The 23,645-nt window shown below is 71.0% G+C and carries 22 protein-coding genes and 1 pseudogene; 11 read left to right on the forward strand and 12 right to left on the reverse strand.

All coding sequences use genetic code 11. The annotated features are described in order from the left end of the window. Window positions 1-158: 158 nt before the first annotated feature. A complete protein-coding gene (locus QUY26_RS13230; RefSeq protein ID WP_289946266.1) occupies window positions 159-1,895 on the reverse strand; it encodes a purine-cytosine permease family protein in 1,737 nt (578 codons plus the stop codon). A gap of 200 nt (window positions 1,896-2,095) precedes the next feature. Next, window positions 2,096-2,848, reverse strand: coding sequence for a GntR family transcriptional regulator (locus tag QUY26_RS13235; protein WP_289946268.1), 753 nt, complete (start codon window positions 2,846-2,848; stop codon window positions 2,096-2,098). Window positions 2,849-3,127: 279 nt separating this feature from the next. Between QUY26_RS13235 and QUY26_RS13240 the strand changes: the two genes are divergently transcribed. Beyond that, the gene (locus QUY26_RS13240; protein ID WP_289946270.1) at window positions 3,128-4,348 is read left to right on the forward strand and encodes a serpin family protein; all 1,221 of its coding nucleotides are present in this window, start codon (window positions 3,128-3,130) and stop codon (window positions 4,346-4,348) included. Window positions 4,349-4,433: 85 nt separating this feature from the next. On the opposite strand, the gene QUY26_RS13245 is transcribed toward QUY26_RS13240, so the two are convergent. Together QUY26_RS13245 and QUY26_RS13250 are read right to left on the reverse strand one after the other, a co-directional pair. Next, entirely contained in the window at window positions 4,434-6,017 is a 1,584-nt protein-coding gene (locus tag QUY26_RS13245) for a S8 family peptidase (protein ID WP_289946272.1), read from the reverse strand. Between the two features lie 408 nt (window positions 6,018-6,425). Next, the gene (locus tag QUY26_RS13250) at window positions 6,426-6,932 is read right to left on the reverse strand and encodes a MarR family winged helix-turn-helix transcriptional regulator (protein WP_289946273.1); all 507 of its coding nucleotides are present in this window, start codon (window positions 6,930-6,932) and stop codon (window positions 6,426-6,428) included. A gap of 187 nt (window positions 6,933-7,119) precedes the next feature. Here QUY26_RS13250 and QUY26_RS13255 point away from each other — a divergent pair, with 187 nt between their 5' ends. From QUY26_RS13255 to QUY26_RS13270, 4 genes and pseudogenes are all read left to right on the forward strand, one after another. After that, window positions 7,120-7,713: a malonic semialdehyde reductase gene (locus QUY26_RS13255; RefSeq protein WP_289946275.1), complete on the forward strand. Its 594-nt coding sequence runs from the start codon at window positions 7,120-7,122 to the stop codon at window positions 7,711-7,713. A gap of 71 nt (window positions 7,714-7,784) precedes the next feature. Further along, entirely contained in the window at window positions 7,785-9,086 is a 1,302-nt protein-coding gene (locus QUY26_RS13260) for an MFS transporter (protein WP_354670681.1), read from the forward strand. 117 nt (window positions 9,087-9,203) lie between these two features. Continuing rightward, entirely contained in the window at window positions 9,204-9,785 is a 582-nt protein-coding gene (locus QUY26_RS13265) for a Uma2 family endonuclease (RefSeq protein WP_289946279.1), read from the forward strand. 450 nt (window positions 9,786-10,235) lie between these two features. Further along, window positions 10,236-10,613, forward strand: a pseudogene (locus tag QUY26_RS13270) (Shedu anti-phage system protein SduA domain-containing protein); the annotation flags it as partial. Window positions 10,614-11,171: 558 nt separating this feature from the next. Here QUY26_RS13270 and QUY26_RS13275 read toward each other — a convergent pair. The 3 genes from QUY26_RS13275 to ychF form a co-directional block, all read right to left on the reverse strand. Next, complete coding sequence (locus tag QUY26_RS13275; RefSeq protein ID WP_289946281.1) at window positions 11,172-11,585, reverse strand: DNA-binding protein; 414 nt, start codon at window positions 11,583-11,585, stop codon at window positions 11,172-11,174. Beyond that, the gene (locus tag QUY26_RS13280; protein WP_289946282.1) at window positions 11,567-11,851 is read right to left on the reverse strand and encodes a hypothetical protein; all 285 of its coding nucleotides are present in this window, start codon (window positions 11,849-11,851) and stop codon (window positions 11,567-11,569) included. The genes QUY26_RS13275 and QUY26_RS13280 overlap by 19 nt, the downstream gene beginning before the upstream one ends. A gap of 269 nt (window positions 11,852-12,120) precedes the next feature. Next, window positions 12,121-13,209, reverse strand: a complete 1,089-nt coding sequence (gene ychF / locus QUY26_RS13285; protein ID WP_289946284.1) for a redox-regulated ATPase YchF — start codon at window positions 13,207-13,209, stop codon at window positions 12,121-12,123. Window positions 13,210-13,539: 330 nt separating this feature from the next. Between ychF and QUY26_RS13290 the strand changes: the two genes are divergently transcribed. After that, window positions 13,540-14,205: a DUF6542 domain-containing protein gene (locus QUY26_RS13290; protein ID WP_436840319.1), complete on the forward strand. Its 666-nt coding sequence runs from the start codon at window positions 13,540-13,542 to the stop codon at window positions 14,203-14,205. 129 nt (window positions 14,206-14,334) lie between these two features. Here QUY26_RS13290 and ppgK read toward each other — a convergent pair whose 3' ends face one another. Further along, the gene (ppgK, locus tag QUY26_RS13295; RefSeq protein WP_289946286.1) at window positions 14,335-15,087 is read right to left on the reverse strand and encodes a polyphosphate--glucose phosphotransferase; all 753 of its coding nucleotides are present in this window, start codon (window positions 15,085-15,087) and stop codon (window positions 14,335-14,337) included. Between the two features lie 128 nt (window positions 15,088-15,215). Then, a complete protein-coding gene (locus tag QUY26_RS13300) occupies window positions 15,216-16,202 on the reverse strand; it encodes a 4-hydroxy-3-methylbut-2-enyl diphosphate reductase (protein WP_436840320.1) in 987 nt (328 codons plus the stop codon). 96 nt (window positions 16,203-16,298) lie between these two features. Between QUY26_RS13300 and QUY26_RS13305 the strand changes: the two genes are divergently transcribed. The 4 genes from QUY26_RS13305 (at window position 16,299) to QUY26_RS13320 (ending at window position 20,152) form a co-directional block, all read left to right on the forward strand. After that, on the forward strand, window positions 16,299-17,744 hold the full coding sequence (locus tag QUY26_RS13305; RefSeq protein WP_289946289.1) for an APC family permease: 1,446 nt from the start codon (window positions 16,299-16,301) through the stop codon (window positions 17,742-17,744). A 179-nt stretch (window positions 17,745-17,923) separates the two neighbouring features. Then, on the forward strand, window positions 17,924-19,147 hold the full coding sequence (xseA, locus tag QUY26_RS13310; protein WP_289946291.1) for an exodeoxyribonuclease VII large subunit: 1,224 nt from the start codon (window positions 17,924-17,926) through the stop codon (window positions 19,145-19,147). A gap of 9 nt (window positions 19,148-19,156) precedes the next feature. Beyond that, window positions 19,157-19,399 (forward strand): exodeoxyribonuclease VII small subunit, encoded by a 243-nt coding sequence (locus tag QUY26_RS13315; protein WP_289946292.1) that lies wholly within the window; start codon window positions 19,157-19,159, stop codon window positions 19,397-19,399. Window positions 19,400-19,561: 162 nt separating this feature from the next. Then, complete coding sequence (locus tag QUY26_RS13320; RefSeq protein WP_289946294.1) at window positions 19,562-20,152, forward strand: malonic semialdehyde reductase; 591 nt, start codon at window positions 19,562-19,564, stop codon at window positions 20,150-20,152. 84 nt (window positions 20,153-20,236) lie between these two features. On the opposite strand, the gene QUY26_RS13325 is transcribed toward QUY26_RS13320, so the two are convergent. Then, window positions 20,237-20,779: a DUF4245 domain-containing protein gene (locus QUY26_RS13325; protein ID WP_289946297.1), complete on the reverse strand. Its 543-nt coding sequence runs from the start codon at window positions 20,777-20,779 to the stop codon at window positions 20,237-20,239. Window positions 20,780-20,984: 205 nt separating this feature from the next. On the opposite strand from QUY26_RS13325, the gene glpX reads away from it, so the two are divergent. Beyond that, a complete protein-coding gene (gene glpX, locus QUY26_RS13330) occupies window positions 20,985-22,019 on the forward strand; it encodes a class II fructose-bisphosphatase (RefSeq protein WP_289946299.1) in 1,035 nt (344 codons plus the stop codon). 151 nt (window positions 22,020-22,170) lie between these two features. On the opposite strand, the gene QUY26_RS13335 is transcribed toward glpX, so the two are convergent. Both QUY26_RS13335 and QUY26_RS13340 read right to left on the reverse strand, forming a co-directional pair. Beyond that, window positions 22,171-22,587: a WhiB family transcriptional regulator gene (locus tag QUY26_RS13335; protein WP_289946304.1), complete on the reverse strand. Its 417-nt coding sequence runs from the start codon at window positions 22,585-22,587 to the stop codon at window positions 22,171-22,173. Window positions 22,588-22,768: 181 nt separating this feature from the next. Next, window positions 22,769-23,437, reverse strand: coding sequence for a DUF1707 SHOCT-like domain-containing protein (locus QUY26_RS13340; protein ID WP_289946306.1), 669 nt, complete (start codon window positions 23,435-23,437; stop codon window positions 22,769-22,771). Window positions 23,438-23,645 lie beyond the last annotated feature (208 nt).

Here is a 23,645-nt window from a genome sequence, read left to right on the forward strand (position 1 = left end):
GATACGACTTTGCACAAAGAGATACGCAATCGGCCAGCACTCAGGGGGCGCGTCCACACGGACGCGCCCCCTGAGGCGGCCACCGACGGGAACGGCGAGCCCGAACTCGGCTCCCTTTACGGTCCGTTGACGAAATGTACGCCCGCGTGCGCCCCGCGCTACGAGGCCGCGGTCGGCACCGTCGGCCCTGTCGGCACCGTCGGCACCGGCATGAGCACCGGGCCGCTCGCGGGCGACGTGCGGCAGACGTCCCCGCACTCGGCGTCGAGGGAGCAGCACAGCGAGCAGATCGGCCCCGACTGGACGGGACAGTCGGCGATGTCGGGGAGTTCGTACGCCGTCTCGCACACCGCGCAGGTGTGGGTGGCCGTGATGTCGGGGACCTCGACGTGCGGCCCGTTCACCGGGTTCGGCCGCGCCAGGTAGTACTTGCCGCGGGTGGCCCAGGCGATCAACGGGCACAGGAGCAGGGCGAGTCCGGCGGCGATGAAGGTCGAGAAGGCCTCGGCGTACCGGCCGAACAGGCCGAAGAACGCCAGGATGGAGACCGTCGAGGCGATCACCATCGCACCGAATCCGGCCGGGTTCACCGCGTACAGATAGGCGCGTTTGAACTCGATGTACGGCGGACTCCAGCCGAGCCGCTTGTTGATGACCAGGTCGGCCGCGACGGCGACGATCCAGGCGATGCCCACGTTGGCGTAGAAGCCGAGGAGCTTGTTGAGGGCCGCGAACATGTTCATCTCCATCAGCGTCAGCGCGATGGCGAGGTTGAGGAAGATGTACCAGACCCGGCCCGGGTGGCGGTGCGTGACGCGGGAGAAGAAGTTCGACCAGGACAGCGAACCGCTGTAGGCGTTGGTCACGTTGATCTTGATCTGCGAGACGATCACGAAGACCGCGGCGGCGGGCAGCGCGAAGGAGCCGAGCCAGGGGCGCAGCGCCTCGATCTGCGGAGCGATCGGCTCCAGGGCGTGCGTCCTGCCGACCGCCTCCAGGGCCACGAAGGCCAGGAACGCGCCACCGAGTTGCTTGGCGGCACCGATGATCACCCAGCCGGGACCGGCCGCCAGAACGGCCAGATTCCATCGCCTCTTGTTCGCCTCGGTCCTGGCCGGCATGAAGCGCAAGTAGTCGGCCTGTTCACCGATCTGCGCGATGAGGGAGAGCGCGACGCCGGTGCCGAGCCCGAAGCCGATCCAGGAGAAGCCCTGGCCGGCGCCCTCGGTGCCCTCGAAGGAGCCGAAGGCACCCCAGGCGTCCGGCGCCTCGAAGGCGAGCACCAGGAACGGAAGCACCATGCCGATCAGCCAGATCGGCTGGGTCCAGGCCTGCACCTTGGCGAGCGCGCCCATGCCGCGGAAGACGATCGGGATGACGATCAGCGTCGTCACCAAGTAGCCGACCTCCACGGGCAGTCCGACCGCCTGGTGCATGGCCTGGGCCATGATCGAGCCTTCGAGGGCGAAGAAGATGAAGGTGAACGAGGCGTAGATGAGCGACGTGAGGGTGGAGCCGAAGTAGCCGAAGCCCGCGCCGCGCGTGACCAGGTCCATGTCCAGGCCGTACTTCGCGCAGGCCCGGGCGATCGGGACACCCGTGACGAAGATGATCGTCGCCGCGCACAGGATGGACGCGAGCCCGCTGGTGAAGCCGTACGTGAAGACGATGGAGGCACCGATCGCGAAGTCCGCGAGGTAGGCGATGCCGCCGAGCGCCGTGGACGCGACCATGGTCGGCGACCAGCGGCGGAAGGAGTGCGGGGCGTAGCGCAGCGAGTAGTCCTCGCGGCTCTCGTCGGCGGCGAGCCGGGCGTAGCTGCGCTTCGGCGGTCCTGCGGCCGGGGTGGCGCCGTCCGCCGGGGCCGTGGCGTCGCGTGTGACCGTATCCGTCATGAGGGTTCCTGTCTTCCGACCGGACTGCGGGTACGGAGGGGGAAGTTAGGAGCCGTGCGTGACGATCCACCGCCGGGCGCCGTTGCCCGGGCGTTACGGGACCCGGGCGGGCGTTAACTCGTGATCACGCGGGAGGGACGGGCCTGTTCGCATTCCGGGCCGCCGGGGCCGCGAGCTCCCCCGGGCGGCCTGGTGCGCGGTCACCGCACCGGCAGGTGGTACGCGATGCGATAGCGGTCGGCGGGCACGACGATGTCGGCCGTCTCCACGGGGCGCCCCGAGGCGTAGTACGTCCGCTGGAGGGCGAGCACCACGTGGCCGGGGACGCCGCCGAGGGCGAGCAGTTCCTCGGCGAGGCCGGGGCGGGCGCCGACCTCCTCCGCGACGTTGTCCACGATCACGTCGATGGCGGCCATGCGGTCCACGACGCCGCAGCCGCCGAGGGGGCCCTCCTCAGGGAGCATCACGGGGGTGCGGCCGGTGACGGCGAGGGGCTCCCAGGACGTGGAGATCATCATGGCCTCGCCCGCGTCCCGGAAGACGTACCGCGTGCACATCACGCGGTCCCCGGGGCGGATGGCGAGCCGCTCGGCGACCGCCTCGGTCGCGTCCGTCTGCTCGCTGCGGGACTCCCAGGTCCCGCGGGCGTTCTCGGCGGCCTGCTCCTGGCGGAAGGGGGTGGAGGTGCCGGGGCCGCGGAAGCCTGTGCGCGCGACGCGGCGCGGGGCGGGGCGCTCGCGCACATAGGTGCCGGAGCCGGAGCGTCCCTCCACCAGGCCTTCGGCCATCAGCACCTTGCGGGCCTCGAGAGCGACCGTGTCGGAGACCCCGTACTCCTCGCGGATTCTGGCCTGCGAGGGGAGCCGCGTGTGCGGGGGCAGCAAACCATCGGTGATCTTCTTGCGGAGATCACCCGCGACGCGCAGATAGGCCGGCTGCTCACCGAATGTCACTAGCCACTCCCATCAGGTTGACAGACAGCAACAGCCTGGCAACCGTGGGTTGTTGGCCGCAACCCTAGGCCAAGGAATCACCCGAAGTGATGATTTCCTAGGTCGCAGGTCTTTACGCAGGGCCTTTCGAGCGTTATAGCAATCAACTAATTGATCAAATAAGGCGGTTGAGCCACCGGCGCACGCCGCCCGAGCCCCCGCTCGCGCCGGTTACCGCACCGGCGCGCGAGGGGTGACCCCGCGCGGGGGGCTGACGGAGCCCGGCGCTGGGTTCCTCGGATGCGTGTGACAGGGACGACGGTGCGGGCGGTCAACGGACTCACCTCGCGGTGGGCGCGGGACCTGCGGGACGGCGAGGTGCGGGGCGGCACGGCGTTCTCCGCGGCGGGGGTCTGGCCGCTCCTCGCGTTCCTGGCGGACGGCGCGGGCGGCCCGGCCCGCGCGGAACTCGGCGAGGCGGTCGGGCTGCCGCCGGAGCGGGCGGCGGAGGCGGCGCGGGAGCTGCTTGCCGCCCTCGACGCGATCCCCGGTGTCGGCGCCGCCATCGGGCTCTGGACGAAACGGACCCTGACACTGCGCGAGCGGTGGGCCGAGGGCCTGCCCCCGGGCGCTCGCGGCGTGCTGACCGGGGACGTGAGCCACGACCAGGCCGCGCTCGACGCCTGGACCGCGAAGCACACCGACGGACAGATCGAGCGGATGCCGGCCGCGGTGGGCGAGGACGCCGAGCTGGCCCTCGCGGGTGCCCTCGCCCTGCGCACGACGTGGCTGCGCCCCTTCTCCAAGAGCGGTATGACGCCCGAGACCGGTCCTTGGCGCGACCTCGACCTGATCGCCCTGCACCGGTCCAGCAGCCTGCCCGACCGCGTGGGCGTCGCCGCCACCCCCGCGGGGTGGCTCACCGAACTGCGCGTCCTCGGCGACACCGGCGTCGACGTGCATCTGCTGCTCGGCGAGGACGGGATGGCCCCGGGGCAGGTGCTCGCCGGCGGCGTCGGCGGCGTCGGCCGCGCCTGGCCGCGCGTGCCGGGCACCCACCTGCCGTACGGCGCACCGGGCCCCGGCCTGACCGTCCGAAGGGAGCGCTACGAGAGCCCGCTGCCCCCGCAACTGCACGTCACGACCGTGCCGTTCACCGTCGCCGCCCAGCACGACCTGACCGCGCGGAGCGACCTGTTCGGCCTGACCACCGCCATGGACGACAGCTTCGGCCACTTCCCCCAAGTCGCCGTCGAACCGCTCGCGGTGGGCAGGGCCGCGCAGGCGGCCACCGCGACCTTCGGGGAGCTGGGCTTCCGGGCGGCGGCGGCCACGGTCGTCGAGGGGCTCGCCGGCTCGGCCCCCAGGCTGCGCTACTCCGTCACGGAGATCGACGCCACCTTCGACCGGCCCTTCGGGTTCCTCGCCGTGCACCGCCGGACGCGCCTCGTCCTCGCGGCCGGCTGGGTCGGTGACCCGGAGCCGGTCCACGAGGACGAGGATGAAGAGGTGTGGCAGTGAAGCGATTCGCTGATCACTCGCTGCCGACGGACGTCAGGAACGCGGCGCCGGAATCGCCGGCCCTGACGGCGTCAGCGGACGGGCTTCAGAACTGCAGGCCCCAGGAGTCGAGGGTGCCGACGTCCTGGGACGCGTTGTCGGTGACCCGGAGCTTCCAGGTGCCGTTGGCCGTCTCCGAGGAGGCGTTCACCGTGTACGAGGTGTTGATGTCGTCCGAGCTGCCGCCGACGCCGAAGTCCTTGAGGACGTAGGCGGAGCCGTCGGGGGCGACGAGTTCGACCTTCAGGTCACCGATGTACGTGTGCTTGATGGCGACCGGGACGCTGAGCGCCGAGGGAGCGTTGCCGGGGACGCCGGTGACGGTCACCGGGGACTCGACGGTGGAGTGGTCGGTGATCGCGAAGTCCGCGCCGTTCTCGAACTTCGGTCCGGGCGGGTTGGTGCCGCCCGTGCCCACGTAGAGCAGGCGGTTGGGCGAGCCGCTGCCGGGGCTGCCGACGACGTTCGGCGTGGCGGCGGTCGTCAGGGCCGTGGAGACCTGCGCCGGGGTGGCCGACGGGTTCTCCGCGACGTACAGGGCCGCGGCGCCCGCGACGTGCGGGGACGCCATCGACGTACCGGAGATCGTGTTGGTCGCCGTGTCGTTGGTGTTCCACGTCGACGTGATGCCGGAACCGGGGGCGAACAGGTCGAGGACCGTGCCGAAGTTGGAGTAGCTGGCCTTGGCGTCGGTGTTGGTGGTGGCGCCGACGGTGATTGCCTCGGTGACGCGTGCGGGCGAGCGGGTGCTGGCGTTGGTGCTCTCGTTGCCCGCGGCGACGGCGTAGGTGATGCCGGCGGCTATGGAGTTGCGGACGGCGGTGTCGAGCGCGCTGTCGGCCGGGCCGCCGAGGCTCATGTTGGCGACGGCGGGCTTGGTGGCGTTGCGCGTCACCCAGTCGATGCCCGCGACGACCTGCGCGGTGGTGCCCGAGCCCGAGTTGTTGAGCACGCGGACGCCGACGATCCTGGCCTTCTTGGCGACGCCGTGCGCGGTGCCGCCGACGGTCCCGGCGACGTGCGTGCCGTGGCCGTGGCCGTCCTGTGCGACGTTGTCGTTGTCGATGGCGTCGAAGCCGTCGACGGCGCGGCCGCCGAAGTCCCGGTGACTCTTGCGGACACCGGTGTCGATGACGTAGACGGTGGCGCCCTCACCGGCCTTGTCCGGGTAGGTGTACTTCTGGTCGAGAGGGAGGTTGCGCTGGTCGATGCGGTCCAAACCCCACGACGGCGGGTTGGGCTGGGTCGCGGCGACCGTGTACGTGCGGTTCTGCACGACGGAGGCGACGGCCGGGTCGGCGGCGAACCTCTTCGCCTCGGCCTCGGACGCCTGCACCTCGTAGCCGTTCAGGACCTTCTTGTACGTCCGCTCGATCTCGGCGCCGTGCTTCTTCGCGAGCGCCTTGCCGGCGGGTGAGTCCGCCTTGGGGGCGTCCGCGTCGAGGGTGACGATGTAGCTGTTCGCGATCGAGCCGGGTGCGTCCGCGTACTGGATCCGGCCTTCCGCTGCCTTCGGCTGCGCGCTCGCGGGGAGCGCGGCGACGACTCCGAGGGCGACGGCGGTGGCGGCGGTGAGGGCGAGGGTGCCCGTACCGGCCAGTCTTCGGCGGGGGTGACGCATCACTGCCATCTGAGGGGTCCTCCTCAATCGGTGGTGCGCTGGTGGGGGATGCGACAAGGGCATGACAATGTTCGGCCGACATGTGCACGCCGTGCTGATCAATGTTCAACTCCCTGTCGCCGACGAAAGATTGACGGATCCACAGGAAACCCACAAGGGCGGTGTTCGGACGTAACACGACTGCCACGCACCGGCCATGACATGGCCGCAATAATCCGTGCATTCCCCCCGTAACAGTGGAGTGGCACGTGGGGCGGGGTGGCACCCCCGGACTGCGGCTTCCACGAGACGGAGGGGGCGGGCGCGTGGTGTTGGCGGGATTTCAGCCACCATCGATTTCCCCGGGGCGGGGTGGGCGGGGGCGGCACAGGGGTGCGGCTGGGCCGGGAGCCGCCCCGTGCGGCCCCCGGGACGCGGCTAGGTGATCGACGTGTCGCCCTCCTGCTCCAGCAGCTTGCGGAGCAGCCCGGCCGCGACGTCGATCTCCTCGGGGTCGAGGTCGCCGAGGAGGCGGGCGTAGCGCTTCAGGTGGTCGACCATCAGGACGTCCGTGAGCTGCTTGCCGTGCTCGGTGAGCCTGATCCGGACGGTGCGGCGGTCGGCGCCGTCCCTGACCCGCTCGACCAGGCCCTTGGCCTCCATCTTGTCGATCCGGTTGGTGATCGCGCCCGAGGTCACCATGGCCGCCTTGAGGAAGGCGCCCGCGGTCAGGGCGTACGGCGGCCCGGACCGGCGGAGCGTCGTCAGGACGTCGAACTCGCCCCACTCCACGCCGTGCTCGGCGCAGAACACCTTGGCCCCGCGGTCCAGGACGCGGTTCACCCGCTGGATCCGCGCGATCAGCTGCACCGGCCAGAGGTCGTCCTCCAGGTCGGGCCGCTCCTTCTGCCACTGCCCGATGATCGCGTCCACGGCGTCGCTCATGCCGACCACTCCTCCACCCAGTCACCGCTCGTCGCCCGTCGAACGACTCCTCAACGAGCACCTTCTCAACAAGAACCTTCTCAATGTTAAGACACTTGACGCTGAAAGAACCCAGGTGCTTTTATCTCAACGTTGAAACTTTCAGCCTTGAGAAGACGAACGCAGAGACAACTGAGGAGTCCCCACCATGTCCGAGCTCGCCCTCGCCCCCGCCGCCCAGGACCTGCTCTTCCGCGAGGCCCGCACGGCCAACACCTTCACCGCCGAGCCCGTCACCGAGGAGCAGGTCCAGGCCATCTACGACCTGGTCAAGTACGGCCCCACCGCCTTCAACCAGTCCCCCCTGCGCGTCGTCCTCGTCCGCACCCCCGAGGCCCGCGAACGCCTGGTCAAGCACATGGCCGAGGGCAACCGCGCCAAGACCGAGTCGGCCCCGCTGGTCGCGATCCTCACCACGGACCACGAGTTCCACGAGGAGCTGCCCCAACTGGTGCCGCACGCCCCCGGGATCGGCGACGCCTACTTCTCCGAACGCCCCGTCCGCGAACGGTCCGCCCTCCTCAACGGCACCCTCCAGGCCGCGTACTTCATCGTCGGCGTCCGTGCGGCGGGCCTGGCCGCGGGCCCCATGACGGGCTACGACGCCGAGGGCCTGCGCGCGGAGTTCCTGGACGACGACCACGAGCCGCTGATGGTGGTCAACATCGGCCGCCCCGGGCAGGACGCGTGGTTCCCGCGGTCGCCGCGGCTGGCGTACGAGGAGGTCGTGACGACGGTCTGAGCGCGAGGCGGGCGCCGCCCGCCCCCTCCCCTTACGTCCACCATTCGCCGTTCCGCTCCAAGGGGGTCCCCATGTCCAGCGCCACCGCGCCCACGACGTCCACCACATCCGCCGCGTCCACCGCGTCCGCCACCGCGCCCACCGCGTCCGCCATGTCCACCACGTCCACCACCACCGCCGTCACAGCGCCCACCACGGACCGCGCCCCCCGCCAAGTCCCCGTCTTCTGGCTGGCGTTGCTGGCCACCCCCGTGGCCGCCGGGGCCAACGCCCCCGTCCTGATCCTGCCGGACATGGCACGCTCCCTCGGCGTCGCGACCGCCACGGCGACCTGGATGGTGACGGCGTTCGCCTGGGCGATGGCGGCGGGCACCCCGCTGCTCGCGGCACTGCTGCGCCGCCGCGGCCTCAGGCCCCTGCTGCGCCTGAGTACGGCCCTGGTGGTCGGCGGCACCGCCCTGGTGGCGATCGCTCCCTGGCTGCCCATCGCCCTCGCGGGCCGGGTCGGACAGTCCCTCGGCGGGGCGGGCCTGGTCGCGGCGGCGATGAACCTGGCGGGCAACGCGCGCCGGATGGGCGTGATCAGCTCCGGCTTCGGCGTCATGGGGGCGGCGGGACCGCTGCTCGGGGCGACGCTCACGGACGCGGTGTCGTGGCGGCTCGCGTTCGCGGTGTCGGCGATCGCGCTGCTCGCGGTGCCCACGGTGGCGCGCTACGCCCGCAGTACGCCGCCGTCGGGGCAGGGCCGCTTCGACGCACGCGGAGCGACGCTGCTCATCGCCCTGGCGACGTCCCTGATCCTGCTGCCGACGACCCCGCTCCCGGCCCTGGCGGCCGCGCTGCTCACCGCCGTGCTCCTCGCCCTGCACATCCGCCGCCGACCGGAGGGCTTCGTCCCCGCGGCGCTCCTCCGCTCCCCTCTCTTCCTCATCTCCGCGGCCCTCGGCGTCACCCTCTCCACCACGTACTTCACGCTCCTGTTCACCGTGCCGACCCTGCTCCAGGACCGGGCGGGCTGGTCGAAGGGCGCGATCGGAACGGGCCAGCTGGTGACGCTCCTGACCGCGTCGGCCCTGTCCTGGCTGCTCGCGGCGAGCTCGGCCCGCCTGGGCCGGACGGCGGTCCGCACGATCCTCGTCACCGTCGGGGCGACGGCGGTGGCCACGGCGGCCTTCTCCAGCTCGGGCCCCCTGCTCCTCCTGGCGGCAGGTGCCGCGGCCTTCACCGCGACCGGCGCCAACGCCACCCTCTCGGTCCACGCGGCCTCCGCCACCACCCCCACCCAACGCCCCACGGCAATAGGCCTCTTCGCCCTCAGCTACCAACTGGGCGGCGCCTTCGGCCCGGGCATCACGACCCTCCTGATCCTCTGATCCTCAGCTGAGCACTCCGCCCACCGGGCACGCCACGGCCCCCGCCCACCAGGGCGGGGGCCGCATCGCCGGGTACCGACCGACCCGTGATCCGACATGTGCCGCTACCGTGATTCCATGACCGCACTACCCGACTGGATGCGCCCGCCGCGCGCGGAAGGCTGGTTCGCGGAGGACCTCGACCGCCTCCCCGAGGCGCCTCGCCACACCGAGCTGATCGACGGAGCGCTCGTCTTCATGATGTCCCCGCAGCGTGCCTGGCACGGCCGTCTCGTCACTACCCTGACCACCACGCTCATGGCGCAGGCACCGGTCGGCTTCGAGGTCGAGCGGGGGATGACGATCCGCCTCGACGCCCGCAACCGTCCCGAGCCGGACCTCCTGCTGACGAACCTGTCCTACGACCCCGACCGCACCTGGTACGCACCTGAGGACGTGCAGCTCGTCGTGGAGGCCGTTTCACCGGAGTCCGCACATCGCGATCGCACAGTGAAGCTCCGCAAGTACGCGGAGGCCGGCATCCCCCACTACTGGTGCATCGAGGACGAGGGCGGGTCGCCCGTCGTGCACGTCTACGAGCTCGACGAGCCGACCGGCGCCTACGCCCCCGCCGGAATCTTCCGGGGCACCCTCCAGCGCCCGGTGCCCTTCGAGATCAGCCTGGATCTCGACAAGCTCACACCGCCGCACAACAGCTGAGGTCAGCACCACGTCAGCACGGGAACGCGGAAGGGGTCGGACTCGCCAGAGCCCAACCTCTTCTGACCTGCGTACGCAGCGCAGTTACCGCATGTGGAGCGACGAATCGACTACACGTTGAACCGGAACTCGACCACAAGGCTCTGACCTGCGGAAATGCGGGCGCATCCCAGCACCATCCCAGCACGGGATTCACTGCAAGGTACAAGAGGGCTCCGGGCCGCCAACGCTACACAACCCGGTCGACCCACGAACTGAGACCCGAAGGACGGGACTGCTCCACTACGCTGGTGGCCGGGTCGCACTCCCCAGCCCCCGCGCCTCACCGACCACGGGGGCAAGGCGGGCACGATCAGCATCGCGGCCGCAGGCACATCGACACCGGTCGCTCGCTCGCGCGACCGCCATGAAGGCTCGGCAGGTGTACCGCTGGCACGCCATTCTGTTGTCATGACGCACTCCGGCCAGGACAACCCAGCAAGGATCACAGCGGTGACACGGCGCGATGTCTTCGACTTGCTACGCGCTGCGGAGGGCGGCTGGTGGGGACGCCTGGACGAGGTCGCCTTCCTGGGCAGCCTGTACGACCTGGATGCCCTCCCATCAACCGACTCGCGCCACCCGACCGCCCGCACCGACATCATCCAGCACCGGTTCAACAACTATGACTGGGAGGACGATTGGGTCTTCGAGGACTCACGGTTTGGACTCCTCAATGGTCCGGACGAGGTACTGCTGGCATTCCTCGCACGGCTGGTACATCCCGAGGTACGCCCCGACGCCGACGAGGCGGCCAGGCGCGTCGATGAGCTGAACCGGCTTCTGGCAGCGGATGGCTGGGCGCTGCGCCCTCGAGACTTCGTGACCGGGCGGCCCGTCTATGCGCCGTTCCCAGAAAGCATCGTCACTCCGACGATCCCATTGCCGCTCAGGGACGACGACGCCAGCAAGCTCGATCTCGTCCTCGGACAGACCCACCATCTGCTCGACGACGACGGCGAAGGGTTGGCTCGGGACCTCGTCCGCTCGGCGAAGCTCACCCTGCGCCGCGACGGTGGGTATTTCCATCCGATGAAGCTTCCCCCGCTTCGACTACACCCCCTCCAGCCGCCTGCGTTTCATACTCCGCGGCGGCAGCCCGCACCGCGCCAGCGAATGGGCCGACCTCGCCGACCGGCCTCTGGAGGAACAACTCGCCGGGATCGTGCAAGAGGTCGGCCTCCGCGGCGAAGCCACGGAGCGCAAACGCCTTGCAGACCAGAAAGCCAGAGAGGAAGAGCGGAAGCGCTGGGAAGCCGCCATGCAGGAAGCCCGCGCCGCCTACGCCCACGCCTACCGCGTCAAACACCTTGGAGAACAGAAAAGCAGAAAGCGGACCAGGGGAAATCACACCACCACGAGCCGGACCCGCTCGCCGCACAGCTTGCCCATGTCGTCCATATCGGAAGTCAGCATGACCACGGGGCGGCGCTGTCGCAGCGCGGCCTCGGCAACGGCCGCATCGATCGCGTACTTGTGTCCGTGCAAGCCGACATTCATCAGCAACTTCGAGGCAGCCCTCGCCTCCTCGTCACCCACCGGAACTACGCGCAGCCCGGAGAGCACCCAGTTCAGGCGGGACTTGTTCGTACGGGCATGGACGGCCTCGATGATGGTGAGCGCACTGATCACGACCTCCATGCCGCGCGACCGCGCCTCGGCGATCAGGGCCACCACCTGCTCTTCGTCAGCGAGCAGCTTCGAGAGTCCCTCGCTGTCGAGGACCAGCGTCCCCTCGTGACTCAGCCTGCGGCGGGCCACTCCGCCTCCTCGGCGAACACCTCGTCGAAGACCTGCCGCGCCCGCTGACGAGCCGGCTCGGAGACCGGCCCTTTGCGGCTCTCGTAGTCCGCCAGGTACTCGTCCAGGACCTGCCCGCGCAGCTCACGCTCGACCGCCTCGGCGATGAACGCGGAGAACTCCCGCTTGCCCACCCGAGCCCGGATCGCCTCCGCGGTCCCCTCCGGCAGCGACAGGCTCACCCGCGTCGCCGGCCCTTCGCCGATGCTGTACGTCGCCTCACCCATGCCCCCGATTGTGTCAAACGAGTAGGAAAAGCGCCACGTCCGCACTGCCTTCACAGCTCGGTCAGCGCCCCGCTCGCACAAATCCCAGCACGGGCACCCCCGTCCCATCCCGACACGATCCCAGCACGATACGGATGACCAGGGATGACGACAGGTGACGAGGGATCAGCTATCCCAGCACGGGAAAAACAAAGGGCCCGACCCCGAAGAGTCGGACCCCATCTGACCTGCACGTTTGCCAGATCAGCGACGTGGTGTCATGTCACCCGTCACACGTTGAACCGGAACTCCACCACATCCCCGTCCTGCATCACATACTCCTTGCCCTCCATGCGCGCCTTCCCCGCTGAGCGGGCCTCGGCGACCGAGCCGGTTTCCACCAGGTCGGCGAAGGAGATGACCTCGGCCTTGATGAAGCCCTTCTGGAAGTCGGTGTGGATGACACCGGCCGCCTCGGGGGCCGTCGCGCCCTGCTTGATGGTCCAGGCGCGGGACTCCTTGGGGCCTGCCGTGAGGTAGGTCTGGAGGCCGAGGGTGCGGAAGCCGACGTGGGCGAGGGTGGCGAGGCCGGGCTCTTCCTGGCCGACGGACTGGAGGAGTTCGAGGGCCTCCTCGTCGTCCAGCTCGGCGAGGTCCGCCTCCAGCTTGGCGTTGAGGAAGATCGCCTCGGCCGGGGCGACCAGGGCGCGCTGCTCGGCCTTGAAGGCGTCGTCGGTCAGCTCGTCCTCGTCGACGTTGAAGACGTAGAGGAAGGGCTTGGTGGTGAGGAGGTGCAGGTCGTGCAGGAGCTCCGCGCGCTCGGAGCCCTGGACGATGCCCTGGGAGAAGAGGGTGTCGCCCTTCTCCAGGATCTCCTTGGCCGCCTCGACCGCCGCCACCTTCGGGGCGATGTCCTTCTTGATGCGCGACTCCTTCTGGAGGCGCGGCAGGACCTTCTCGATCGTCTGGAGGTCCGCGAGGATCAGCTCGGTGTTGATCGTCTCGATGTCGTCCTTGGGCGAGACCTTGCCGTCGACGTGGACGACGTTCTCGTCCTTGAAGGCGCGGATGACCTGGCAGATCGCGTCCGACTCGCGGATGTTCGCCAGGAACTTGTTGCCCAGGCCCTCGCCCTCGCTCGCGCCGCGCACGATGCCCGCGATGTCGACGAAGTCGACCGTGGCGGGGAGGATCTTCTGGGAGTTGAAGATCTCCGCCAGCTTGGTGAGGCGGGGGTCGGGGACGCCGACGACGCCCACGTTCGGCTCGATCGTCGCGAACGGGTAGTTGGCCGCAAGGACGTCGTTCTTGGTCAGGGCGTTGAACAGGGTCGACTTGCCGACATTGGGCAGACCGACGATTCCGATCGTGAGCGACACGTTGCGACTTCCCGTACGTGAGGACTGGAGAACTGGGGGACTGGAGGTTCGGAGGGCTGAGGATTGGCGGCCTCGTCGTCCGGGGTGGGTCCACCAGTCTGGCGATCCACCAGTCTACGGCGTGTCGCGCCCCGCCCCCGTACCGCCGTCCTGCCGCCCGGGAAGCCGCCCCGGCCCGCCCGGGGACGCCCTCGGGCCCCGCCCCGGACCACCCGCGCCCCTGCCCCGCACCCCGCCCCGTACCGCCGCCCTGTCGAACGCTCGGCCAAGCTCGGCCAAAACGCGTGTCCCAATACGGTATGACCACCCGGGCCGACCTAGGTTGGACCGGTGGAGCAACACAGGACCCGTCCCCCGGGCGCAAGGCCGCGCCGCACCGCGCCGCTGCCCGAACAAGGCAGCCCCGCGGAGCCCCCCGTCCCCCGTACCCCGCCGGGCGGCCCCCGCAGGCCCGCCTCGCCGCTCGTCCGCGTCCTGCGCAGAACGCCGGTGTACCGCAAGGTCAGCCGGATGCCGGTGTACCGCAGGCTGCGCCGGATGCCCAATCCGCGGCTGACCGGCCTCGGCAGCGGGCTCTTCGCCGCCGCCGTGATGTTCGTGCTCGCCTGCCTGCTCCGGCTGCTCTTCGGCGGCTCGCTCGTCGCGTACGGCGTGCTGTTCCTGCCGGTGAGCGCCCTCACCGCGCTGTGGGTGCGGCCCGCCGACCTGGTGACCGCGCCCGTCGCGGTGCCGATCGCGTTCGCGGCCGGGGTGCTGCCGATCTCCGGCGGCACCGGTGGCTTCGGCGGTCAGTTCATGGGGCTGCTGACGTCGCTCGCGCTGCACGCGGGCTGGCTGTACGGCGGGACGCTGGTCGCCGGTGTCATCGTGACCGTGCGCAAGGTCAAGCTCATGAACCGGCGGCGCCAGCAGCGGCAGTGGCAGCAGCGGCAGCGACGGGACGGGCAGCTGCGGCCGCCGGGCGGTCCCACGCAGCGGCGGGTGCCCGCCTCCTAGTCCGGCGAGGGTCCGGCGGGGGCGGCAGGGGATTGCCCCTCGGCCCCCGGCCCCGTCTCCGGGCCCCGGCCCCGTCTTCGGCCCCCGGCCTCGTCTTCGAGCCCCGGCCCCGTCTTCGGGCCCCGCGGGCTAGCCGCCGAGCCCGTCCGCCCGCGCCGCCATCGCCGCGCCCACGATGCCCGCGTTGTTCTGCAGCTCCGCCGGGACGATCTCGGCGTCGATGCCCTCGATCAGGGGCAGGAACTTGTGGGCCTTGCGGCTCACGCCGCCGCCGATGATGAACAGCTCGGGCGAGAACAGCATCTCGACGTGCGCCAGGTACTTCTGGACGCGGTGCGCCCAGTGCTCCCAGGTCAGGTCCTCGTCCTCGCGGGCCTTGGAGGAGGCCTTCTTCTCCGCGTCGTGGCCGTGCAGCTCCAGGTGGCCGAGCTCGGTGTTCGGCACGAGGCGGCCGTCGGTGAAGACAGCGCTGCCGATGCCCGTGCCGAGGGTGAGCGTGATGACCGTGCCGGTGCGGCCGCGGCCCGCGCCGAAGTGCATCTCGGCGACGCCCGCCGCGTCCGCGTCGTTCAGGACGGTCACCTTCGCGCCGCCGATCCGCTCGGAGACCAGGCTCCGGATGTCCGTGCCGATCCAGCTCTTGTCGACGTTCGCCGCCGTGCGCGCCGTGCCGTCCACGATCACGCCGGGGAACGTGGCGCCGACCGGTCCTGTCCAGCCGAAGTGCTCGACGACCTCGCGCACGCCCTCGACCACGCCCTCGGGCGTCGCCGGGCGCGGCGTCAGCACCTTGTGCCGCTCCTGGGCCAGGTCGCCGCGGTCCAGATCGACGGGTGCCCCCTTGATCCCGGATCCGCCGATGTCCACACCGAAGATCTGCATGGGCTCCACGTTACGACGCCGGACCGGCGGTCACGCCCCGGTTGGACCAGCTGGACGGTCGGCCCGGCCGGACCCGACGGCCCGGCCCGTCGGCGCGTGGACCGCCTCGCCGCGGACGGCCGCGCGGGCTACTTCTGCGCGGACAGCTCCGCCGCCTCCGCGCGCAGGTCCCGGCGCAGCTCCTTGGGCAGCGAGAAGGTGATCGACTCGTCGGCCGTCTTCACCGTCTCCACGTCCGCGTACCCCCGCTCGGCCAGCCACTCCAGGACGCCGTCCACCAGGACGTCCGGGACGGAGGCGCCCGAGGTCAGGCCGACCGTGGTGACGCCCTCCAGCCAGGCCTCGTCGATCTCGTCGGCGTTGTCCACCAGGTGCGAGGCGGGGACGCCCGCCTCCAGGGCGACCTCGACCATGCGGATGGAGTTCGAGGAGTTCTTGGAGCCGACGACGATGACCAGCTCGGCGTCCTCCGCGAGCTTCTTCACCGCGATCTGGCGGTTCTGCGTGGCGTAGCAGATGTCGTCGCTCGGCGGCGAGAGGAGGTTCGGGAACTTGCCCTTCAGGGCGTCGACCGTCTCCATCGTCTCGTCCACGGAGAGCGTGGTCTGGGAGAGCCAGACGACCTTGTCCGGGTCGCGCACCTCGACGCCTGCGACGTCGTCGGGGCCGTCGACGAGCGTGATGTGGTCGGGGGCCTCACCGGAGGTGCCGATGACCTCCTCGTGCCCCTCGTGGCCGATCAGGAGGATGTCGAAGTCCTCCTTGGCGAACCGCACCGCTTCCTTGTGGACCTTGGTGACGAGCGGGCAGGTCGCGTCGATCGTCGCGAGCTTGCGCTCGGCGGCCTCGGTGTGGACGGTCGGCGCCACGCCGTGCGCGGAGAACATCACGATGGAGCCCTCCGGCACCTCCTCCACCTGTTCGACGAAGATGGCGCCCTTCTTCTCCAGGGTCTGCACCACGTACTTGTTGTGGACGATCTCGTGGCGGACATAGATCGGGGCCCCGTACTGCTCCAGGGCCTTCTCGACGGCGATCACGGCACGGTCCACACCCGCGCAGTAGCCACGGGGAGCGGCGAGCAGGACACGGCGGGAGCCAGGCGTTGCAGTCATGCAGACCATCGTAAGGCCGCGTACGACAGGTCAAAGATCGCCTCAGTGGGGAGACTGGGAGCCACTGTGTGACCAGCGGAGGCACTCGGAGGCTCGATGTCCGCCCATACGACGAACGCGCCCCTGCCGCCCGACGGGGAAGGCCCCCCTGCGGGCGGCGGGCAACTGAGACGGAACCTGGGCTTCCGGGACCTCGTCGTGTACGGCCTGCTGTTCATCGCCCCGATGGCCCCGGTGGGGGTCTTCGGGACGCTCGACGCGAAGTCGCACGGCGCGGTGGCGCTGGTGTACGTCATCGCGACGATCGCCATGGCGTTCACCGCCTTCAGCTACGCCCAGATGGTGAAGGTGGTCCCCCAGGCGGGTTCCGTGTTCGCCTACGCGCGCGCGGGGCTCGGCAACGGGCCCGGGTTCATCGCGGGCTGGATGGCGATGCTCGACTACCTGCTCATCCCTGCCGTCGCGTATCTCTTCTCCGGGATCGCCATGCACGAGCTGGTGCCTTCGGTGTCCCGGTGGGTGTGGACGGCGATCGCGGTGGCCCTGACGACGGCGCTGAACCTGTGGGGGGTGCGGCCCGCGGCCCGGGTCGGGTTCGCGGTGCTCGCGCTGGAGATCGTGGTCCTGCTGGTGTTCGTCGTGTCGGCGGTCGTGGTGCTCGCGCGGGACGGGGCGGAGCGGGGGTGGCTCTCGCCGCTGACGGGCGACGGTACGCAAGGGGCGTTCGCGCTGTCCGCGGTGGTCGGCGCCGTGTCCGTGGCCGTCCTGTCCTACCTCGGCTTCGACGCGATCGCCTCGTTCGCGGAGGAGGTGAATCAAGAGGGGCGCGGAGCTCTTCGCAAGGGCGGTGGCGGGAGACGGGCGGACGGGTCGGCGAAGGTGGCGCGGGCGGTCCTGTTCTGTCTGGCCCTCACCGGCGTGCTGTTCGTGCTGCAGACGTATCTGGTGGCGCTGATGACCCCGATGTCGTCGGCCGACCTCGCGGCCAGGCCCGGCGACCAGGGGTCCGCGTTCTACACGGCCGTGGACTCGGGGGTCGGGGACTGGCTGCACGACCTGGTGGCCGTCAGCAAGGCGATCGGGGCGGCGTTCGCGGCGCTCGCGGGGCAGGCGGCGGCCGGGCGGCTGCTGTTCGCGATGGGCCGTGACCGGCGGTTGCCGCGGCTGCTCGCGCGGACCGAGTCGGGTACGCCGCGGGTCGCGCTGCTGTGCGCCGCCGTCGTCACGCTCGTGGCCGCGGTGTGGGCGGCCCGTCGGGACGACGGCATGGACCACCTGGTGTCCGTCGTGGACATCGGGGCGCTGACGGCCTTCTTCCTGCTGCACGCGAGCGTGGTCGGGTGGTTCGCGGTGCGGCGGCGGGGCGGGGAGGTCAGCTGGTGGCGGCATGTGCTGGTGCCCGTGCTCGGCGCGGCGATCGTCGTCGCCGTCATCGTGGAGGCGTCGGGGTCGGCGCAGGTGGTGGGGGCTGTGTGGTTGGGCGTGGGGTTGGTGGTGCTGGTCGCACAGGGAATGCGGCGGGGTGGGCCCCGGGTGCCGTAGGACGGTGGTGACCGTGGGGCGGGGGCGTCGTCGCGGAGCATGCGCTGCCCGGCGACGGGTCCGCCCTGTGCGCACCCGTTCCGCACTCCGGGCGGACCAGCTGCCCACAGGGCGGGCGGGAAACAAGGCGGGCGGGAAACAAGGCGGGCCCTGTCAGTGGGGGCCGATACGCTCGGCGCATGGGTCTGAATACGTCCGCTGACGCGCCGCTTCCCGTGGGCGAGGTGTCCCGGCTCATCGGGGGCTGGATCGACCGGCTCGGGGCGATCTGGGTCGAGGGGCAGATCACGCAGCTCTCGCGCCGCCCCGGCGCGGGCGTGGTGTTCATGACGCTGCGCGACCCCTCGCACGACATCTCCGTGAGCGTCACGTGCTACCGCCAGGTGTTCGACGCCGTCGCGGACGTCGTCTCGGAGGGCGCCCGCGTCGTGGTGCACGCCAAGCCGGAGTGGTACGCGCCACGGGGCCAGCTGTCCCTGCGGGCGGCGGAGATCAAGCCGGTCGGCGTCGGGGAGCTGCTCGCCCGCCTGGAGCAGTTGAAGAAGTCCCTCGCCGCCGAGGGCCTGTTCGCGCCGGACCGCAAGAAGCCGCTGCCGTTCCTGCCGCAGCTCATCGGTCTGGTCTGCGGCCGTGCCTCGGCCGCGGAGCGGGACGTCCTGGAGAACGCCAGGCACCGCTGGCCGGCCGTCCGCTTCGAGGTGCGCAACGTCCCGGTGCAGGGCGTGCACGCCGTCGCCCAGGTGGCGCAGGCGGTGAAGGAGCTGGACGCGCTCGACGAGGTGGACGTGATCGTCGTCGCGCGCGGCGGCGGCAGCGTGGAGGACCTGCTGCCGTTCTCCGACGAACAGCTGGTGCGCACGGTGGCCTCGTGCCGTACGCCCGTGGTGTCCGCGATCGGCCACGAACCCGACACCCCCCTCCTGGACTACGTGGCCGACCTGCGCGCCTCGACCCCCACGGACGCGGCGAAGAAGGTCGTGCCGGACGTCGGCGAGGAGTACGAGCGCGTGGCGTTCCTGCGGGACCGCGCGCGCCGCAGCGTCGAGGCGTTCCTGGACCGCGAGGAGCGCGGCCTCGCGCACGCCCTGGCCCGCCCCTGCATGGAGCACCCGCACCGCATGGTCGAGGACCGCGAGGAGCAGATCGCGGCGTACGTGGACCGCGCCCGCCGCACGCTCGGCCACCTCCTGGACCGCGCCGAGTCGGAGCTGACCCACACGCACGCGCGCGTGGTGGCCCTCTCCCCCGCCGCCACCCTCCAGCGGGGGTACGCGGTGCTGCAGAAGAAGCCGGTGGACGGAGGCTCCGGCGCGGTGGTCCGGGCGGCGGACGAGGTGGCGTCGGGCGAGGAGCTGCGGGCCCGGGTCGCCGAGGGCGAATTCACGGTACGAGTCGACATCTAGGGTGGGCGCATGACCAGCAAGACGGACACCGAGGCCGCGGCTCTCGGCTACGAGCAGGCCCGGGACGAGCTGATCGAGGTGGTGCGCCGCCTGGAGGCCGGGGGCACGACCCTGGAGGAGTCGCTCGCCCTGTGGGAGCGCGGCGAGGAGCTGGCCGCCGCGTGCCGCCGCTGGCTGGACGGGGCCCGCGCCCGGCTCGACGCGGCGCTGGCCGCGCAGGACACCGAGGACGGCGACGCCGAGGACGCCTGAGGCGGACCCCGCCCCTGTGAAGCGGATCACCACACCCCGGCTTTAGTTGAATATTGAACCTCGCTGTCGTACTGTCGATCTCACCGGCAGGAACCGAGGCACCCCCCAAGTGCCGAGGAACGCCGCCGGAGCCCTCAGTACCGCATCGAGAAGGTTGTAAAGATGTCCCTCGTTCTTGACCCCGCCGCCCAGGACCTGCTCTTCCGCGAGGCCCGCACCGCGAACACCTTCACCGACGAGCCCGTCACCGAGGAGCAGGTCCAGGCCATCTACGACCTGGTCAAGTACGGCCCCACCGCCTTCAACCAGTCCCCCCTGCGAGTGACCCTGGTCCGCTCCCCCGAGGCCCGTGAGCGCCTGGTCGCGCACATGGCCGAGGGCAACCGTCCGAAGACCGCCACGGCGCCGCTCGTCGCGATCCTGTCCGCGGACAACGAGTTCCACGAGGAGCTCCCCGCCCTCTTCCCGCACTTCCCGCAGGCCAAGGACGCGTTCTTCTCCGAGCGCCCCGTCCGCGAGCAGGCCGCGAGCCTCAACGCCGCGCTGCAGGCCGCGTACTTCATCGTCGGCATCCGCGCCGCCGGCCTCGCCGCCGGACCGATGACCGGCTTCGACTTCGCGGGCGTGCAGAAGGAGTTCCTGGACGACGACCACACCCCGCTGATGGTCGTCAACATCGGCAAGCCGGGCGACGACGCCTGGTTCCCGCGCTCCCCGCGCCTGGCGTACGAGGACGTCGTCACGACCGTCTGAGTCCCGGCAGCGGACCCAGCGGTCCCCGCAGCACGCGTGAGGCCCCCGGCAACCGCCGGGGGCCTCACGTCGTTCCGGGTACCGCTACGCGCTGGTCTCGACCGGCGTCCGCTTCATCTCCAGGGACTCCACCATCGCCGTCAGCTGACCGAACGGGGCCGTGCCCGCGACCACCGTCGTGGCGCCCTTGTCCTGGAGGACGAGCGCGTCGTAGCGCGAACCCTTGTAGCGGTGCCAGGTCTTGCCCGCGATCTCCTGGGTCCGCTCGGTCTTGCGCGCGTTCTGCGTGGCCGACTCGATGAACTCGGACGGCTTGCCCGTGGACTGCTTGACCGCCACGTACTCCCCGGCCGGGTCGAGGAAGCCCAGGTGCCAGCTGTCGTGGTCGGCGCCGTTGTACCGCACCGAGGTCGGCTTCCACGACTTGGGGAGGCCCTGGGGCGCCGCCACCGGGTAGGGCGCGGCCCGCCGGGCGGTCAGGAGCTCGACGCTGTAGTCGACCCGCTTGACGGGGTCCTTGGACTCGTCGTGCGGGATGAAGACGTAGATCACTGCCACCACGATGCCGATGACGGCCAACGAGAGCAGCATGTTCCGCACGGTCTGCTTGCCATTTCTGCCTGCCACGCCCCCAATCGTCGCAGGTCCCCACGGCGCACCGGCCCGCACCCCCTCCCCCGCTCACGTGTGGGGCCCTCTGCTCATTCTTTCGACCTGCGGATAGAGTCAAGGGCATATCCCTCGTCCGGCCGCCCACCCGTCTCCCACCACCGCCCTTCCAAGGACGCCCTGCGGGCGCAGTTTCTCCATCGCATCAGAAAGGTGCGCCTCGATGACCGAGCATCACTCGCTGCCGTCCGAACTCGTGGTCTCCCCGGAGGCTCCGGACCGCAACCTCGCCCTGGAGCTCGTCCGGGTCACCGAAGCCGCCGCCATGGCGGCGGGCCGCTGGGTCGGCCGCGGCGACAAGATCGGCGCGGACGGTGCCGCCGTCAGGGCCATGCGGACCCTCGTCCACACCGTGTCGATGAACGGCGTCGTCGTCATCGGGGAGGGCGAGAAGGACGAGGCGCCGATGCTCTTCAACGGCGAGCGCATCGGCGACGGCACCGGTGCCGAGGTCGACATCGCCGTCGACCCGATCGACGGCACCACCCTGACCGCCAAGGGCATGCCGAACGCCATCGCGGTCCTCGCCGCCGCCGACCGCGGCACCATGTTCGACCCGTCCGCGGTCTTCTACATGGACAAGCTGGTCACCGGCCCCGAGGCCGCCGACTACGTGGACATCAACGCGCCCGCCGCGGTCAACATCCGCCGCGTCGCCAAGGCCAAGAAGTCCTCGCCCGAGGACGTCACGGTGATGATCCTGGACCGGCCCCGGCACGAGGGCATCGTCAAGGAGATCCGCGAGACCGGCGCCCGCATCAAGTTCATCTCGGACGGCGACGTGGCCGGGTCGATCATGGCGGTCCGCGAAGGCACCGGCGTCGACCTGCTCATGGGCGTCGGCGGCACCCCGGAGGGCATCATCAGCGCCTGCGCGATCAAGTGCCTGGGCGGTGTCATCCAGGGCAAGCTGTGGCCCAAGGACGACGCGGAGAAGCAGCGCGCGATCGACGCCGGGCACGACCTGGACCGCACGCTCTCCACGAACGACCTGGTCAGCGGCGACAACGTGTTCTTCGTCGCGACCGGCATCACCGACGGCGAACTGCTGCGCGGCGTGCGTTACCGCGCGGAGAACGCCTCGACGTCCTCGCTCGTGATGCGCTCCAAGTCCGGCACCATCCGGAAGATCGACTCCGACCACCGGCTCTCGAAGCTGCGCGCGTACAGCGCCATCGACTTCGACCGCGCCAAGTAGGCGCGGGCCGCGGCTCGGCCGCGTACGACGACGGGGGCGCTCCGTGCGGGGAGCGCCCCCGTCGTCGTACGAAGATGAGGCCTCGGAAGTCGAGGCCTCGGAGGACGAGGCCTCATGAGCGCCGCCTCGTCCGCTCGGCGCGCGGCGGGGCTCAGCCCGCGGCGGCGATGGTGCCCGCTGCGGTGCGGGTGGCCTTCTGCAGCTCCAGGTCGCGGCGGCGGCGCCGGGCGAGGACCACACGGCGCTCGGCGGCGGTCAGGCCGCCCCAGACGCCGTACGGCTCGGGCTGGAGCAGGGCGTGCTCACGGCACTCCACCATGACGGGACAGCGGGCGCAGACGCGCTTCGCGGCCTCCTCGCGGGAGAGCCGGGCGGCGGTGGGCTCCTTGGACGGGGCGAAGAACAGTCCGGCCTCGTCCCTGCGGCACACGGCGTCGGAGTGCCATGGGTTGTCCTGGTCCCGCTCGCGCACTGGCACCCCGCCCCAAGCGCTCGACTGCGCTCGTGCCGGGGAGGCCCCCTCCGCCGGTACGGCGACCTGCAGGGACTGATGCGTCGGTTGCAGCACGGTCTACTCCTGACGACGGCTTCGCGAGCGAGAGACGATGCCCGAAGCTCTACCCGCTGTGTGCGGGCCTATGCACTGCGTCCCGGTGTACGGAAGCTCCGGTTCCTGCCGTGCGGCGCGGGTGGCCGGAACGTGTCGTCGTCGTGCGGACGCGCCGGCGCGGCGGCGGCGCGCGGCGCGCTCAGCCCTCCAGCCGCTTGCGCAGATATCCGCGCAGGTCACGGATGAGCTTGCCGTGCTTGGGACGGGCCTTGATGTCGCCGAAGACGGCGAAGCCCTCGACGAAGACGACCGGCGCGTCCTTCTCCTCGGCGTCCAGGGTGTCCACTTCGACGGTGCCGAAGACGCCCGTGCCGCGGCCGCGCAGCGAGATGTTCTCCGGGACGCGGATCTTCACGTCGCCGAACAGCGCGAATCCCTTGATCAGGACCTGCCGGTGCTCGAAGACGGCCTCGCTGAGGTCGATCACGACGTCGCTGAACACGGCGTACGCGTGCGTGCGGCGGCCGACGCGCCAGCGGCCCTTGCGGACGGCGTCGCCGAAGACCGCGTGCAGGGTCTCGTCGGCGCTCTCGGGGACCTCGCCGGGCGAGGGCCGGGCGGGCGCCTTCTCGAACGAGGGGCCCTTGTCACCGGGGGCGGGCAGGTCCTCGACGAACGGCTCCAGCTCGGCGACGGTCTTGGCGTTGTAGACCCCTTCGATCCGCTCGCCGTGCTCCTCCGGGTCGATCCGGCCCGTGGCGAGCGCCTCGGCGAGGATGTCGGCGACGCGGTCTCTGTCGGCGTCCGAAGCACGCAGCCGCGCGGGCGCCTTGGCGGCAGGGGTCTGGGAACGCTTCTCTAGGTCCACGCCGTCAGCGTACCCAAACGCGATAGATCGCGACTAGACCCCGCGAGGGGCAGCCCGGCCGCGCGCGGGGCGCGGCGACCGGCCCGCGTCCGGCGGACCCGGCAGCCGCCGCCAAGTGAGCCTTACCTCACCGGACCGGCGCCGGTCGGGCGCTCTACGCTGGTCGGGCGCCACCAATGGAGGTCGCGCCGCTGTCTGCCGAGTGAGG

The organism is Streptomyces flavofungini (assembly GCF_030388665.1).
Classification (GTDB): domain Bacteria; phylum Actinomycetota; class Actinomycetes; order Streptomycetales; family Streptomycetaceae; genus Streptomyces; species Streptomyces flavofungini_A.

Excerpts from the sequence above, each read along its gene's own strand:
- QUY26_RS13230 (WP_289946266.1), bottom strand. The coding sequence starts at position 1,895 with ATGACGGATACGGTCACACGCGACGCCACGGCCCCGGCGGACGGCGCC.
- QUY26_RS13240 (WP_289946270.1), top strand. The coding sequence starts at position 3,128 with ATGCGTGTGACAGGGACGACGGTGCGGGCGGTCAACGGACTCACCTCG.
- QUY26_RS13245 (WP_289946272.1), bottom strand. The coding sequence starts at position 6,017 with ATGGCAGTGATGCGTCACCCCCGCCGAAGACTGGCCGGTACGGGCACC.
- QUY26_RS13250 (WP_289946273.1), bottom strand. The coding sequence starts at position 6,932 with ATGAGCGACGCCGTGGACGCGATCATCGGGCAGTGGCAGAAGGAGCGG.
- QUY26_RS13255 (WP_289946275.1), top strand. The coding sequence starts at position 7,120 with ATGTCCGAGCTCGCCCTCGCCCCCGCCGCCCAGGACCTGCTCTTCCGC.
- QUY26_RS13260 (WP_354670681.1), top strand. The coding sequence starts at position 7,785 with ATGTCCAGCGCCACCGCGCCCACGACGTCCACCACATCCGCCGCGTCC.
- QUY26_RS13265 (WP_289946279.1), top strand. The coding sequence starts at position 9,204 with ATGACCGCACTACCCGACTGGATGCGCCCGCCGCGCGCGGAAGGCTGG.
- QUY26_RS13280 (WP_289946282.1), bottom strand. The coding sequence starts at position 11,851 with ATGGGTGAGGCGACGTACAGCATCGGCGAAGGGCCGGCGACGCGGGTG.
- ppgK (WP_289946286.1), bottom strand. The coding sequence starts at position 15,087 with ATGCAGATCTTCGGTGTGGACATCGGCGGATCCGGGATCAAGGGGGCA.
- QUY26_RS13300 (WP_436840320.1), bottom strand. The coding sequence starts at position 16,202 with ATGACTGCAACGCCTGGCTCCCGCCGTGTCCTGCTCGCCGCTCCCCGT.
- QUY26_RS13305 (WP_289946289.1), top strand. The coding sequence starts at position 16,299 with ATGTCCGCCCATACGACGAACGCGCCCCTGCCGCCCGACGGGGAAGGC.
- xseA (WP_289946291.1), top strand. The coding sequence starts at position 17,924 with ATGGGTCTGAATACGTCCGCTGACGCGCCGCTTCCCGTGGGCGAGGTG.
- QUY26_RS13315 (WP_289946292.1), top strand. The coding sequence starts at position 19,157 with ATGACCAGCAAGACGGACACCGAGGCCGCGGCTCTCGGCTACGAGCAG.
- QUY26_RS13320 (WP_289946294.1), top strand. The coding sequence starts at position 19,562 with ATGTCCCTCGTTCTTGACCCCGCCGCCCAGGACCTGCTCTTCCGCGAG.
- glpX (WP_289946299.1), top strand. The coding sequence starts at position 20,985 with ATGACCGAGCATCACTCGCTGCCGTCCGAACTCGTGGTCTCCCCGGAG.